Origin of the sequence: Paraburkholderia aromaticivorans (assembly GCF_002278075.1) — a bacterium.
GTDB classification, from domain to species: domain Bacteria; phylum Pseudomonadota; class Gammaproteobacteria; order Burkholderiales; family Burkholderiaceae; genus Paraburkholderia; species Paraburkholderia aromaticivorans.
Map to the genome: position 1 here is coordinate 3,464,719 of NZ_CP022989.1, position 13,911 is coordinate 3,478,629.

Annotated in this window: 11 protein-coding genes and 1 pseudogene; 6 read left to right on the top strand and 6 right to left on the bottom strand. The window is 62.2% G+C overall.

Going from position 1 to position 13,911, the window contains the following annotated elements:
- Positions 1–161: 161 nt before the first annotated feature.
- The 3 genes from CJU94_RS15650 to CJU94_RS15660 all read right to left on the bottom strand — a co-directional run bounded on the left by CJU94_RS15650 (position 162) and on the right by CJU94_RS15660 (position 4,334).
- Positions 162–803 carry a hypothetical protein gene (locus tag CJU94_RS15650; protein WP_244220848.1) on the bottom strand — a complete coding sequence of 214 codons (642 nt, stop codon included), beginning with the start codon at positions 801–803 and terminating at the stop codon, positions 162–164.
- Between the two features lie 269 nt (positions 804–1,072).
- Positions 1,073–2,494, bottom strand: coding sequence for a DUF2252 domain-containing protein (locus CJU94_RS15655; protein WP_095419464.1), 1,422 nt, complete (start codon positions 2,492–2,494; stop codon positions 1,073–1,075).
- 106 nt (positions 2,495–2,600) lie between these two features.
- Positions 2,601–4,334 carry a SulP family inorganic anion transporter gene (locus CJU94_RS15660; RefSeq protein ID WP_095419465.1) on the bottom strand — a complete coding sequence of 578 codons (1,734 nt, stop codon included), beginning with the start codon at positions 4,332–4,334 and terminating at the stop codon, positions 2,601–2,603.
- A gap of 509 nt (positions 4,335–4,843) precedes the next feature.
- Here CJU94_RS15660 and CJU94_RS15665 point away from each other — a divergent pair.
- From CJU94_RS15665 to ydiK, 6 genes and pseudogenes are all read left to right on the top strand, one after another.
- A complete protein-coding gene (locus tag CJU94_RS15665) occupies positions 4,844–5,293 on the top strand; it encodes a glycine zipper family protein (RefSeq protein ID WP_244220970.1) in 450 nt (149 codons plus the stop codon).
- 97 nt (positions 5,294–5,390) lie between these two features.
- Positions 5,391–5,978 carry a hypothetical protein gene (locus CJU94_RS15670; RefSeq protein ID WP_095419467.1) on the top strand — a complete coding sequence of 196 codons (588 nt, stop codon included), beginning with the start codon at positions 5,391–5,393 and terminating at the stop codon, positions 5,976–5,978.
- Between the two features lie 382 nt (positions 5,979–6,360).
- A pseudogene (gene arcA, locus CJU94_RS15675) lies at positions 6,361–7,617 on the top strand (arginine deiminase).
- A 69-nt stretch (positions 7,618–7,686) separates the two neighbouring features.
- On the top strand, positions 7,687–8,697 hold the full coding sequence (locus tag CJU94_RS15680; RefSeq protein ID WP_095419468.1) for an ornithine carbamoyltransferase: 1,011 nt from the start codon (positions 7,687–7,689) through the stop codon (positions 8,695–8,697).
- Between the two features lie 63 nt (positions 8,698–8,760).
- On the top strand, positions 8,761–9,693 hold the full coding sequence (gene arcC / locus CJU94_RS15685; RefSeq protein ID WP_095419469.1) for a carbamate kinase: 933 nt from the start codon (positions 8,761–8,763) through the stop codon (positions 9,691–9,693).
- A 20-nt stretch (positions 9,694–9,713) separates the two neighbouring features.
- Positions 9,714–10,889 (top strand): AI-2E family transporter YdiK, encoded by a 1,176-nt coding sequence (gene ydiK, locus CJU94_RS15690; protein WP_244220849.1) that lies wholly within the window; start codon positions 9,714–9,716, stop codon positions 10,887–10,889.
- A gap of 21 nt (positions 10,890–10,910) precedes the next feature.
- Here the strand turns inward: ydiK and fabI are convergent, their stop codons facing one another.
- The 3 genes from fabI to CJU94_RS15705 all read right to left on the bottom strand — a co-directional run bounded on the left by fabI (position 10,911) and on the right by CJU94_RS15705 (position 13,889).
- On the bottom strand, positions 10,911–11,693 hold the full coding sequence (fabI, locus tag CJU94_RS15695) for an enoyl-ACP reductase FabI (protein WP_095419471.1): 783 nt from the start codon (positions 11,691–11,693) through the stop codon (positions 10,911–10,913).
- Between the two features lie 65 nt (positions 11,694–11,758).
- The gene (locus CJU94_RS15700; RefSeq protein WP_095419472.1) at positions 11,759–12,946 is read right to left on the bottom strand and encodes an acetate/propionate family kinase; all 1,188 of its coding nucleotides are present in this window, start codon (positions 12,944–12,946) and stop codon (positions 11,759–11,761) included.
- A 4-nt stretch (positions 12,947–12,950) separates the two neighbouring features.
- Complete coding sequence (locus CJU94_RS15705) at positions 12,951–13,889, bottom strand: phosphate acetyltransferase (protein ID WP_095419473.1); 939 nt, start codon at positions 13,887–13,889, stop codon at positions 12,951–12,953.
- Between the last annotated feature and the right edge of the window lie 22 nt (positions 13,890–13,911).

Consider the following 13,911-nt stretch of genomic DNA (forward strand, 5'->3'; position numbering starts at 1 on the left):
TCACTCCTCGCGCCGACAATATGAGCCGGAGGCGAGCCGGATTCAGCTGCCTGCCTCGACCGTCTTCATCATCGGCGCGCGACGACCGGCGGTAATGATCCAGATCAACCCCGGCAAGCCCCGCTGATCTGCGAATCATGTCACCCATAAAGCCGGCACCGTCAAGGCAGTGTCGTGGCGGGATGTCCGGCAGAAGAAGGAAGCGGCGCCTCGCGCGCATCGTCAGCGGGATTGGCCAGCGTTGCATCACCCGGCGGCGTGATGGCAGGCAGCAGCACAAAGTCGCGCTCCGCCTCGGGCATCTTCGCGATAGCGTGCAGCGTAACCCTCGTCGTCCAGCATACGTCAGCGGGCGTTGCAACCGAACGATGCGTGCTGTAGAACTGGTACCGTTCGAGGTCGACCGGATCCGCATGGAGCTCGATGACAATTGCGCGAGACAGTTCCTCGACCGCCGCCGCGAATTGCTGTGCCGTCGGCAAACGCACTGTCGCGTCCGTCCCGCCGCTTACCAGTACCTTATAAAGAAGATCGAGATACAGTTCAGCATCGGCGTCCGACATCTGAGCGATGGTGATGCGGTTCATCACGGCGGAGATATCGACTAGCCCAAAGCAATTCACTGGAACGAGTTCGTCGAGAAGACGGGTGAACAGTTGCAGGTAGCGTAGCCGGTCCGCAGGAGTAAGACGTGCCAGACCGCCCGAGATCAGCGCGGTCCGTTTGTCGGCGTCCAGAAAGTCATGCTCGAGTTCGCGCGCGCCGCCCGGCATACGCTTCCTGATGGCCGGATCGCGCAGCACCGCATCGAGCCACGTCGACAGAATGCGCGCTTTTTCAGAGCCACGCCCGATTCCGTAACGGCGCAGCGCGCTGTCGAAATCCGCCTCTTCCGGCGCCGAAGCCGCTCCCGCGGTTGTCGACCTCTCGTGCGAGTCATCGTGAAGGTCCTGATGGATAGCTGCGCTCGCGGTCAACGACAGGAGCAGAGTCAAGCAACCTGACAGCCTGAACATGTTTCTCTCCGCACCTCCAATCAAGCTTGACCTCGCGGCGGCCCCTATCGAACAGTTCAGCTTTCAATGATCGCTTCGATCCGTCCGTCACGGATCGCATGAACGAATTGCCGGTAGTCTCGCCGGTTCTGCGAACTGTATTCCGCGGCGAACTCGGTGATCGCGTCGTCGAAAGTCTGGCCCGAACCCATATACCCGGCGATCATTGCGGCGTCGCCCGAGCGCGCATGAGCACGTGCCAGCGCATGCGAGCACATGCGCGCATATTGCCGGAGCATGCCCACGTCGAGCGACTCGATCACGACCGACATTTTCATGTCGCGAAGCTGGCGGATGTAAAAGTCGCGCCCATTCTGACCGCGGCTCCAACCGAGAAACACATCGCTGGCGGACTGCATGATGCGATAACCGGCAACGACCCGTTGCCCATGGTTGGGATGCAGGCTTTTCCCCGCATAAGGTTCGAGGACCGACTTTTTTGCTTCCTTGACCTGCAGGAACAGCGGATCGTTGTCCGACGCCATGAACAGACCCACTCCGCACATCGTGCCGACGCTGCCCACGCCGACCACCTTGAGCGCCAGATCAACGAAGTGGAACCGGTCGAACAGGCAGCGCACATGTTCCGGGAGACTCTCGCGATACGAGGCAATGGCGTCCGCGTAGCCCGACTGAAGACCTGGAGCGATATCCTCGGTGGGATGAAAGATGAGCGGCGGCTCTTCCTTGATACGGGGCTGCCCGTCCGCCTCCGTGACGAGCTTCGGATATAGATGGTCCGGCACGGTCCTGCGGCGTTCCATTTCGATTCGCTGCGCGATGCGCTTGCGCGCGGCCTCGACGATCGCGGGGTCTCCTGTCCGATCCTGGTACTTTTGCAGGTCGATGCGGTCGTACCACACGTCGAGCGCGCGCATGGATGCATAGTCGTGCATGCGTTCGCGGTACTCGCGCACGAGATCCATGGTGATACGTGTTGTGTCACCATAAGGCAACTCCAGATGCTGCGCGGCGATCACGACACTGGCGGCGAGCCGCTTCAGATCCCACTCGAAGGGAGCGGGCAAGGTTTCGTCCAGATCGTTGATGTCGAAAATGACGTTGCGCTCCGGCGTCGCGAATCCGCCAAAGTTCATCAGGTGTGCGTCGCCGCACGCCTGGACCCGCAGCCCGCTCGTTGCCGTGGTCGCCAGATCGGCCGCCATCAACGCCGCCGCGCCGCGATAGAACGCGAATGGAGAGGCGGCCATACGCCCGAACCGGATCGGCACCAGGCTCGGCAGGCGGCCCTCATTGGATTCGTCGAGAAGCTCGAGGATATCGCGGCGACTATCGGGCTGCTTCCATCCGCCCTGTGACGAGCGCGGCACCGAATCACGCAGGAGTCGGCCTTCAGCCGCCCTCTCGTCCGGCGTGCGGTGGGGAGTGCCCTTGGCAGACGCAGCGCCTGCCGCCTTTCGTGAAACAGCCTTATCCATGATATCCCCTGCCTGATCTGCTCTTGCCTCGTTATGCCCGTGTCATCGGTCCGTCCCTCTGACACAACCGTTACGCCACCATCCGTCTTCAATGATCCTGGGTGCTTCAATGCACACTGCCCTGTCTCGCGTCCGGCGCCGCGTGCTTTCGCTCTTGCGAGCACCAGGCGGCAAGCGCCTGCTCGAGGTTGAGAAACATGCGCCCATGTCCCAGCGTCTTGCCGAGCGGCGCGTTTTGCACCATGGCGAATACTTCAGGGTTCAGGCCGACGAGCCAGACGGCTATTCCGTTTTCGCGGTATTGCTTCTCCGCTTCGGTCAGCATCTTCAGTGCCGTGTATTCCAGATCGAATACCGCCCGCATATCAAGTGCGATTACCTGGGGATGCGCGCGCTCCACAAGCGGCACGATCTTGTGACCAATGTTCGAAGCGTTGACGAAGAAGATGCGCCCCTCGGGCCGCAGAAGCAGTATTCCGGGGAACTGTTCATCGTCCGGATGCTCGTCTGATACCGGGCGAAATACGTTGGTGCCACGTTTGCGGCGCAACTCATAGACGGGCGGATCGGAGACCTGATAGGCGAGCGCCGCGAGTGATACCAGAATGGCAACCAGAATACCTTTCAACGTGCCCAGCAACACGACCCCCGCGAGCGCCACGAGCGCCCAGACGAACTCGGTCCGCCTGACCGCCAGGATGGCGCGAAAATCCGCTGGTTTGAGCAGGCCGATCGAGTAAACGATCACCACGGCGGCGAGCGTCGCATGCGGCATCAGGCCGATCAGTGGTGCGAGCAGCAGCATCGTCCCCAAGGTAACGGCTGCCGTGACCAGTTCCGCCAGTTGCGTATGCGCACCCACGAGACGATTAACCGCCGTCTGGGTCGTGCCGCCGCCCGCAGGCATCGAACCCAACAGCGCCCCCGCGGCATTGCCCAGGCCTGTGGCCAGCAATTCCCGGTTCGGCAACGGCGCCGCCTCTCCGCTGTGCACGAACGCTCGTCCTGAAGCAATGGTTTCAGTAAAGCTCATCAATGCGATGCCCGCGGCAGCCGGCCATAGCTGCTCGATCAGCGAAAGGTCCGGCATTACAAGAGAAGGCAGGCCCGTCGGAATATGACCGACGACATCGACCCCGTACTTCTGCAGTCCGAGCAGGCCAACGCCGGCAATCCCGCACGCTACCGCGATGAGCGGCGCAGGTGACTTCGGATACAGATGCTCGAGTGCGACGAGAATCGCAATCGTCACGACGCCGACGGCCACCGTCGCCAGCGATGCGTGCGGCAGCCCTGCAAAGAGCGAATACACGTTGTGAAAAAACGAACCCTTTACGACGTGAAGGCCGATCAGCTTGGGCAATTGATCGAGCACGATGACAATGGCGATGCCGCCCTTGAACCCCGTAAGCACCGGCTCGGAAATGAAGTTCGCGACGAACCCGAGCCTGAGCAGCCCGGCGAGAATGAGCACGATGCCGACAAGCAGCGTAAGCGTAGCCGTTGCAACAGCCAGTTGTGCCAACCCGCCGCCGGGCGCAACCTGGCCGAGCGCGGCGGCGGTCAGGATTGCCAGCGTTGCGCTCGTACTCACGCTCAGTGGCCGCGATGTGCCGAACAGAGCGTAGATCACCATGGGCACGAAAGCCGTATAGAGCCCGACCTGAACAGGAAGGCCTGCAACCGTCGCATAAGCCATGGCCTTCGGCAATACAACCGCCGATGCCGTGACACCGGCAATGACGTCCGGTTTGATCCATGACTTCTGATAGCCGCGAACCCATTCGAGCACGGGAAGATGGAGTCCGGCACCGTGGCGCGGCAAGGACCGATTGCGCATAACCGTGCCCCCTCAGGACGCGAAGCGTTACCGGCAGGCGCGAACGTTGTCCGTAGTGCCGATGGGCGAGCAGGATTTCTCCTTCTTGCCTTCTCCACAACACGGCGCCCCGAGCGGCCAGCCTCGATCTTCAAGCGTAGAGCGTGCGCGGGACGATGCGCATCGGACCAAGGTCTTAGATGGTCCGGTATCCGCCACGTCCGGATCATCAGACCTCTGCGCCTCTGCCACGCGGCGATCCGCGCGCATCGGTCGCCGGCGCCGCAGAGCCGCGCTCTCCAATACGACCATAGTCTGATTGCGCACGAGCCTCGTGAAACGCAATGATGAACGCGATCCGGTCACTTCCGCGCTGGAGCAGGACTGCACGCGTCATCTGACACGCCGGCCAGCACGAGACAGGGTCGCCACCGTCCAACCTCCGCCGTGGCGGTGGCCGCGTGACCACCCGTTTGTATCGGCGAAGACTCGAGCAAGGAGTTGCCGTGAATAACTTAACGAAGTGCTGTATTTGCGCTGCGTTGGCCGGCGGGTTGTCATTCGAAGGAGGCGTAGAGGCCAAACCCATCGCCTATCCGTCGAAGGGACAAAGCCAGCAGGTGCAGCAGCAAGACGACGCCGCGTGTTACTCGTGGGCGAAAAGCAATACAGGTATCGACCCGGTTGCGGTCGCCAACACCCCGCCTCCACCTTCAGGCCCCGCGGTAGGCGGTGGCGAGCGCGTCCAGGGTGCGGCGCGTGGCGCGGCCGGCGGCGCAGTGGTCGGCGCAATCGCCGGCGATGCAGGCAAAGGCGCGGCGATCGGCGCGACGGCGGGCACGGTGGTCGGTGGATCGCGTGCGCGCCAGAACCGGCGCGCGGCCGGGGCGGCCGCCCAGTCACAGACTCAAGGCGCGATGGATACCTTCAATCGCGCCTGGGGCGCGTGTATGGAAGGCCGTGGGTACACCATCAAGTGAGCCACTGCCCGAAGGCGAGGCTCAACGCTTCCCGATGACGGCATCCCATTACCGACTCCGTGGCGAGACGTGCCCGGGGGTCCAAGGAGAGAGCATCATGACCAACAAGAAACTGATCATCGTCGCGACGCTCGCGGCCCTTGCACAAGCGGGATTCGCCGAGACAGACCCCAGCGTGGCCATCAAAAGCGCGCCGGGCCAGGTGTCCGTCACGGGATCGGTCAAGACAACGTCGACGGTGGTCGGCATAGAAGCGGACACGCGCACGGTCTGGCTAAAAGATGCGAAAGGCAAAGTCGTGCAACTCGTAGTGGGTGAGGAAGCACATAATTTCAGCCAGCTCAAGCTCGGCGACCACGTCACGGCTGAATACACTCAGGCGCTCACCGTCACGCTGAAAAAAGGCAGTGCGCCACTCTCCGCGAGTGAAAGTCAGAACATCTCGCGCGCACCGCTTGGCGCGAAGCCTGGGGGAACGGCCAGTCGCGAGGTGACGGTCATGGCCAATGTCACCGCGGTCAATCATCAGACCGGCCTCGTGACCCTGCGAGGACCGCAAGGCAATTCACTGGACCTGATCGTGCAGGACCCCGACCAGCTCAAGTTGATCAAGAAAGGCGATCAGGTGCAGGTGGTGTACAACGAGGCCGTCGCCATTTCTGTGGAGCCCGCGGCGGTCAAGTGATCGCCGGGCGCCGTGCCCCCTGCAGGCCGCGATTCGGCCGCGCTCGGCGCCCTTCTCCCTCCCCCACTGACCAGGCGCGAAGCGGCACGACCTGAATACATGGCATGGCGGATGACCTCGGCAGCCAGCGTCGGACCAAAGTCTTATTGTGTGCGTTGCCTTTCGAGCCCACATTGTACGAAGGGCAATCGAGCCGCTGGCCGATGAAGAAACGCGTTCATATCTCATCCCACCTCGGCCATTCATTCGCACGGTGCTCCCGCCGCCGACACGCCTCGTGCCGCACACGGCATGTTGTCGCCTGGCGCGTCGACCGTGCCTGTCGTCGGGTCGATGGTCGGCGGTGCGACATTCCTCGCTCTCTAACATGAGGAGACACATGATGACCATGGAAAAGACCGCATTCGGCGTTCACTCTGAAGTGGGCAAATTACACAAAGTGATGGTGTGCTCGCCCGGGCTTGCTCATCAACGACTGACGCCCAGCAACTGCGACGAACTGCTCTTTGACGACGTCATGTGGGTCAGTCAGGCAAAACGCGATCACTTCGACTTTGTCACGAAGATGCGTGAGCGCGGCGTCGACGTCGTCGAGATGCACAACATGCTGACGGAGACCGTGCGCAACCCCGAAGCACTGGGCTGGATACTCGATCGCAAGATCCGTACGGACACGGTGGGTGTCAGCCTTGCACCGGAAGTGCGCCAGTGGATCGAGGGACTCGAGCCGCGCGCCATCGCTGAGTTCCTGATAGGCGGCGTGGTGGCCGAGGACGTGCCCGACACCGAGCACAGCGGCATCCTGAAGATGTACAGGCAGTATCTGGGCTATTCGAGCTTCGTTCTGCCGCCTCTGCCCAATACGCTCTTCACGCGCGATACGACATGCTGGATCTACGGCGGTGTGTCGCTGAATCCCATGCATTGGCCCGCTCGTCGCCAGGAGACGCTGCTGACTTCCGCCATCTACAAGTTTCATCCTGACTTCGCCTGAGGAGACTTCCAGATCTGGTACGGCGATCCGGACAAGGATCATGGGTCAGCCACGCTGGAGGGTGGCGACGTGATGCCGATCGGCAACCGCGTGGTTCTGGTCGGCATGGGCGAACGCACGACGAGACAGGCCATCGGCGAACTTGCCCAGGCGCTGTTCAGTAAAGGCGCGATCGACCGGATCGTCGTTGCGGGCCTGCCAAAGTCACGCGCTGCGATGCATCTCGATACGGTGTTCAGCTTTTGCGATCGCGACCTCGTCACGATCTTCCCCGAGGTCGTCCACCAGATCGTTGCCTTTTCGGTGCGCCCGGACGAATCGAGCACCTCCGGGCTCACGATTCGCCGCGAAGAGAAGCCGTTTGTCGACGTAGTCGCCGAGGCACTCGGTCTGCCTCGTTTGCGCGTGGTCGAGACCGGCGGCAACAGTTTTGCCGCGGAAAGAGAACAGTGGGACGACGGTAATAACGTGGTCTGCATCGAGCCCGGCGTCGTAGTGGGCTACGACCGGAACACCTATACGAATACGCTGCTACGCAAAGCCGGCGTGGAGGTCATTACGATTGCGGCCAGTGAGTTGGGGCGCGGCCGGGGCGGCGGTCATTGCATGACATGTCCGATCAGCAGGGACGCAGTCGATTATTGAAACGCACCCTGAGGCCCATCAGGCAACCCGACTACCTCCTGCCGCACTCATCTCAGACGGAGAAGCATCATGGCCTTTAATCTGCGAAACAGAAGTCTGCTTAGCCTCGTGCATCACACCAGCCGGGAACTGCGGTATCTGATCGATCTTTCCAGGGACCTCAAGCGCGCGAAATATACGGGAACGGAGCAACAGCACCTGAAAGGCGTAAACATCGCGCTGATATTCGAAAAGAGTTCGACCCGCACGCGTTGCGCGTTCGAGGTCGCCGCGTACGATCAGGGCGCCAACGTCACTTATATCGATCCGAGTTCGTCGCAAATCGGCCATAAGGAAAGCATGAAAGATACAGCCCGGGTGCTCGGGCGCATGTACGATGCGATCGAATATCGGGGCTTCAAACAGGAGATCGTCGACGAACTCGAACGATATGCCGGCGTACCCGTGTTCAACGGCCTGACCGACGAATACCACCCCACGCAAATGCTGGCGGATGTGCTGACCATGAGGGAGAACACCGACAAACCGCTCCCCGCCATCAGTTACGCGTATCTGGGCGACGCTCGCAATAATATGGGAAACTCGTTGCTGCTGATCGGCGCGAAGCTCGGCATGGACGTGAGGATCGGCGCGCCGAAAGCGCTCTGGCCGCTTGACGAGCACATTGCCATGTGCCGGCGGTTTGCCGAAGAAACGGGAGCACGTTTAACGCTGACCGAAGATCCGAAGGCTGCGGTAAAGGGCGTCGATTTCGTTCACACCGACGTGTGGGTATCGATGGGCGAGCCGGTCGAAGCGTGGAAAGAGCGCATTCACATGCTTCTGCCCTATCAGGTCAATATGGAACTGATGAAAGCAGCCGATAATCCTCAGGTCCGGTTCATGCACTGCCTGCCTGCGTTTCATAATAGCGAAACCAAGGTCGGCAAGCAGATCGCCGCCCAGTATCCGAATCTCGCGAACGGCATCGAAGTCACGGAAGAAGTCTTCGAATCGCCGTTGAACATTGCATTCGAACAGGCAGAGAACCGGATGCATACGATTAAAGCCATTCTCGTCTCGACACTTGCGGACCTCTGATCCGGCGGGACGGGTTTTCATTCACGGTCGTGCCCACGCGGGACCGTCACTCGGGAGCGCATCATGCGGATAGTCGTGGCATTAGGGGGGAATGCGCTGCTGCGCCGTGGCGAGCCAATGACCGCGGAAAACCAGCGCGCCAACGTGCGAATCGCAGCGGAACAGATTGCGCAGATCGTGCCGGACAACGAAATTGTCATCGCGCATGGCAATGGGCCTCAAGTCGGTCTGCTCGCGCTGCAAGGCGCGGCCTATAAAGACGTGGAAACCTATCCTCTGGACGTGCTGGGCGCGCAAACCGAGGGGATGATCGGCTATATGATCGAACAGGAGCTAGGCAACCTGCTGCCCTACGAAGTGCCTTTCGCCACGCTTCTGACACAGGTCGAAGTCGACGCGGCCGATCCCGCGTTCGAACATCCCACCAAGCCCATCGGCCCCGTCTATACGAGGGAAGAAGCCACGCGTCTCGCCGCAGAGCGAAACTGGACGATCGCCCCCGACGGCGACCGGTTCCGCCGTGTGGTCGCAAGCCCGCGTCCAAAGCACATATTCGAAATACGGCCGATCAAGTGGTTGCTCCAGCACGGCACGATCGTCATCTGCGCGGGCGGCGGCGGCATTCCCACCGTATATGACGAGCAGCACAAGCTGTCCGGCGTCGAGGCCGTCATCGACAAGGATCTGTGTTCAGCGTTGCTCGCCCAGGAACTCGACGCCGACATGCTGATCATTGCGACCGACGTCAACGCGGCCTACGTGGACTGGGACAAGCCAACCAGAAAAGCGATTTCGGTCGCGCATCCCGATGCGCTGGAAGAGCTGGGCTTCGCGGCGGGATCGATGGGTCCGAAGGTTATGGCGGCAATCGAATTTGCCAGAAACACCGGCAAGGATGCGGTGATCGGAGCGTTGCCGGACATCGTCGCCATCACCGAACGCCGGGCGGGGACCCGGATCAGTACGGCCGCGCGCGGCATTGAATATTTCAGCTAGGCCGCGAGGGAAGACGCGCGATGGACACCCCGGCTCAATCGACCCGGCCGCCGGAATCCGGGCGTCAGATGGTCCGGCCCGCGGTCGACCTTGCCCGAATCGTGCTGGCTGTCTGCGCACTGCTTCTGCTCGTCGGCGGTAGCCTGTATATCGTGCATCCGTTCGTGCCCGCTCTGATGTGGGGTACGACGATCGTCGTGACGACCTGGCCGCTCATGCTGAGGATCCAGCGGCACCTGGGAGGGCGCCGCTGGCTGGCCGTGACCGTGATGCTGCTGCTCGAGATTGTCGTTATCTGCGTGCCGGCATACGGCGCCGTGTCCACGCTTGCCGACCATGCGGCGGACATCATGGCCTTCGTCAAAGCGCTGCCGGACTATGCGCTCCCATCACCGCCCCACTGGTTCGCCAGCCTGCCGCTCACAGGAAGTCTCACGCGGGAGTGGCAATCGCTATCCGACGCGGGCCCCGGCGGCATGCTCGCGAAATTGCAGCCTTATGCGGCGGTCGCCGCCAGGTGGATGATGGTTCAGGTGGGGCTCGTTGGCGCGTTCGCCGTGCAACTGATCTTGCTGATCATCGTTTGCGGACTGCTCTATGCCAAAGGCGAAGCGGCCGTGCGGCTCGTGACGGGGCTGGCCTTGCGGGTCTCGCCGGAGAACGGCGCCCATATCGTTCATCTCACCGGCCAGTCGATCCGCGCCATCGCACTGGGCGTGGTGGTGACGGCAGTCGTGCAGGCTTCGCTCGGCGCGGCCGGCATCTGGATCGCGGGCATTCCGTTCGCAGGCGTGCTGAGCGCACTGTTGCTTTTGATGTGTCTCGTGCAACTCGGACCGCTTCTTCCGATGCTCGGCTGCGTCGCCTATCTGTTCATCCATGACGCTCGATTGCCGGCCATTCTGCTGTTTGTCTGGACCATCGGCGTGTCGGTGCTCGACAATATTCTGCGTCCCATCCTGATCCGTCGCGCGATAGCACTGCCCATGGTGCTTATTCTGACGGGCGTAATAGGCGGTCTGCTCGCCTTGGGACCGGTGGGCCTGTTCATCGGTCCGGTCATCCTCGCGGTCACCTATCATCTTCTTCTCGCGTGGATCGAGGCTCCCCGGTCTCTAGCGGCGGAAAACCCGGACACGCAAGCTCCGCCGCCTCAGCCGGTTGACAGCGCGCAGCATCCCGTCGCGGATGGGTGAAATGCCGCGCGACCACCTGCATCACGCCATGATGTTCAGGCCCCCGTCGATATACAACGTCTCGCCGGATAGCCGCCGCGCGTACGGCGTGGCCAGAAATGCGCAGGTGTACCCCACGTCCATGATGTCGACCACCTCGCCCAGAGGCGCACGCTGCACGGCTTCGTTCAACATCAGTTCGAAATCCTTCAGCCCGGACGCCGCGCGCGTTTTGAGCGGGCCGGGCGAAATGGCGTGCACGCGGATGCCCTTCGGCCCGAGTTCGTGCGCCAGATATCGCGTGCAGGCTTCAAGAGCGGCTTTGACGGGACCCATCACGCTGTAGTTCGGCACCACCTTGTTCGCACCGTAATAGCTCATCGTCAACAACGTACCGCCCTCTTTCATCAGCGGCGCGGCAAGGCGCGCCATGCGCACGAACGAGTGGCACGAAATATCCATCGCGCTCAGAAAGCCCTCGCACGAAGAATTCAACAGGCCGCCGTGCAGATCCGCCGTCGGCGCCCAGGCGATGGCGTGCACGACGATGTCGAGTTGCCCCCACAGTTCGTCGACTCGCCCGAAGACGGCTTCGAGCTCGCCCTCCCGCGTCACGTCCAGCGGCATGAAAACCTGCGCATCGAGCGATTTTGCGAGCGGCTCCACGTAAGGCTTCGCCTTGTCGTTCGCGTAGGTGATCGCGAGGCTTGCCCCAAGTTCATGAAAAGCCTTCGCGCATCCGTAGGCAATCGAGTGTTCGTTGGCAATGCCCGTGACTAGCGCTTTCGCATCTTTCAGAATCAAACGCGGTTGCTCGATCGGCATGATAAAACTCCTGGATAGGGCGTTGGGTCGCGACAAGCGTCATGCTTCGCGACGTGGGCCGACGCTCACGAATTCAACGCTTCGACAGCCGCCCGCGTGTGGCGGGCAATCATGAGTTCCTCGTTGGTGGCGACGACCCAAACCGACACCTTGCTCGACGCAAGGCTGATCAGTGGACCGCCCCGCTGATTCGCCGCGCCATCGAGCTCGGCTCCCAGCCACGCCGCGTCCATCACTACACGCTCGCGAATCGCGGCCGCGTGCTCGCCGATTCCGGCGGTGAACACCAGAGCATCGATGCCCTTCATTGCCGCAGCAAGGCTGCCGATTTCGCGCGCAATCCGGTAGACGTAGACATCCAGCGCAAAACGGGCACGCGGCTCGGCGCTGTTCAATAACGCCCGCATGTCGCTCGACACGCCCGACATTCCGAGCAGGCCCGACTGCCTGTAGATCAGATCCTCGATCGCCCGCGCATCCATTTTCAGTTCATCGAGCAGGTAGAGAATCACGCCCGGGTCGAGGCATCCACAGCGGGTTCCCATCGGCAGCCCATCTACCGCCGTGAATCCCATCGTACTGGCCACGCTTTTTCCGCCAACCACCGCGCACAGGCTGGCGCCGTTGCCGAGATGCGCGACGATGGTCCGGCCGGCCGCGGCCGCAGGGGAAAACGCCGGCAGCACGCTGGCGATGTACTCGTACGACAGGCCGTGAAATCCATAGCGCCGCACACCGCGCTCCGTAATGGACGCAGGCAGTGCGTAGGCCCGTGAAGTCCCGGTCTGCGTGTGATGAAATGCCGTGTCGAAGCACGCAACCTGCGCAATGTCGGGACGCAACTGCGCGATGATCCGGATCGGCTTCAAGTTGTGCGGCTGATGCAGAGGGGCAAGCGGCGTGAGCGTGTCCAGTTCGTCGACGACGGCCGGCGTCGTCACGACGGCTTCGGAAAACCGCGGGCCGCCGTGCACGACCCGATGGCCGACCGCCGTCAGGCGATGCCCGTCGCCATGGCCGCGCAGAAACGCCGACAGGTACTCGATCGCACCCAGATGGCCGAGTTCGTAGCCGGCGCCCCACTCCTTGCTGCCGGCATCGCCATGCCGGTCCGTCGCGCTAAATCGCGGGGACGTGTACAGCGCCTCGATCTGGCCGCGCAGAACGAGGTCGAGGTGGGCCGTTCTTGCGTCGAAAGCCGAGAACTTCAGGCTTGAAGAGCCTGCATTCAATACGAGAATCACGTCGGCCATGGCGTCACCCGACGATCTTGCCGGCCTCGCGCCGTGCCTTGGCTACAAGCGCCGCGACCGCGCACGAAGCAAGACGCGTCGTCACCGAGTCCGCGCGACTCGTCAGAATGATCGGCACGCGCGCGCCGAGAACGATCCCCGCCGCGTCCGCGCCGGCAAGAAAGGACAGGCTTTTGGCGAGCATGTTGCCCGCTTCCAGGTCCGGCACCATCAGCACGTTGGCACGGCCGGCGACGGGCGAGTCGATCTGCTTGATCCGTGCGGCTTCGAGGTTGATTGCATTGTCGAGGGCGAGCGGGCCGTCGACCAGTGCGCCGGTAATTTGCTGGCGGTCCACCATTTTGCACAGTGCGGCCGCTTCGATGGTGGACGGCACTTTCGGATTGACGGTTTCGGTCGCGGACAGAATCGCCGCGCGCACTTCCGGAAACTGCAACGCGTGTCCCAGATCGATCGCGTTCTGCAGGATATCGACCTTCTCTTCGAGCGTCGGCGTGATATTGACCGCGGCGTCGGTAATGATCAACGCCTGGTCATACTGCGGAACGTCCATGACGAAGCAATGACTGATGCGCCGCGCCGTTCGCAGTCCGGTATCGCGCTTGACGACTTCCGCCATCAACTCGTCCGTGTGCAGACTGCCTTTCATCAGCGCCTCGGCCTTGCCCTCACGCACGAGTTGAACGGCAGCGGCAGCCGCCGCGTGGCTGAACGGCGCATCGATGATAGGGTAGCCGGAGATGTCGATACCATGCTCGGCCGCAAGCGACTCGATACGTGAGCGCGGGCCGACCAGCAACGGCGCGATCAAACCCATCTTTGCGGCCTCCACGGCTCCTTCGAGTGAACTGCGTTCGCACGGGTGCACGACAGCTGTCGGCAGCGCCGGCAAACTCTTGCAGTACTCGATCAGACGCTGATACTTCGCATGCCTCGCTTCCATCGGCTTTCCTATCGTCGGTTCT

What these genes read in the sequence shown, in the direction of transcription:
- ydiK (WP_244220849.1), top strand. Translation starts at nt 9,714, where the DNA reads ATGGACACCCCGGCTCAATCGACCCGGCCGCCGGAATCCGGGCGTCAG.
- fabI (WP_095419471.1), bottom strand. Translation starts at nt 11,693, where the DNA reads ATGCCGATCGAGCAACCGCGTTTGATTCTGAAAGATGCGAAAGCGCTA.
- CJU94_RS15680 (WP_095419468.1), top strand. Translation starts at nt 7,687, where the DNA reads ATGGCCTTTAATCTGCGAAACAGAAGTCTGCTTAGCCTCGTGCATCAC.
- arcC (WP_095419469.1), top strand. Translation starts at nt 8,761, where the DNA reads ATGCGGATAGTCGTGGCATTAGGGGGGAATGCGCTGCTGCGCCGTGGC.
- CJU94_RS15700 (WP_095419472.1), bottom strand. Translation starts at nt 12,946, where the DNA reads ATGGCCGACGTGATTCTCGTATTGAATGCAGGCTCTTCAAGCCTGAAG.
- CJU94_RS15655 (WP_095419464.1), bottom strand. Translation starts at nt 2,494, where the DNA reads ATGGATAAGGCTGTTTCACGAAAGGCGGCAGGCGCTGCGTCTGCCAAG.
- CJU94_RS15670 (WP_095419467.1), top strand. Translation starts at nt 5,391, where the DNA reads ATGACCAACAAGAAACTGATCATCGTCGCGACGCTCGCGGCCCTTGCA.
- CJU94_RS15705 (WP_095419473.1), bottom strand. Translation starts at nt 13,889, where the DNA reads ATGGAAGCGAGGCATGCGAAGTATCAGCGTCTGATCGAGTACTGCAAG.
- CJU94_RS15660 (WP_095419465.1), bottom strand. Translation starts at nt 4,334, where the DNA reads ATGCGCAATCGGTCCTTGCCGCGCCACGGTGCCGGACTCCATCTTCCC.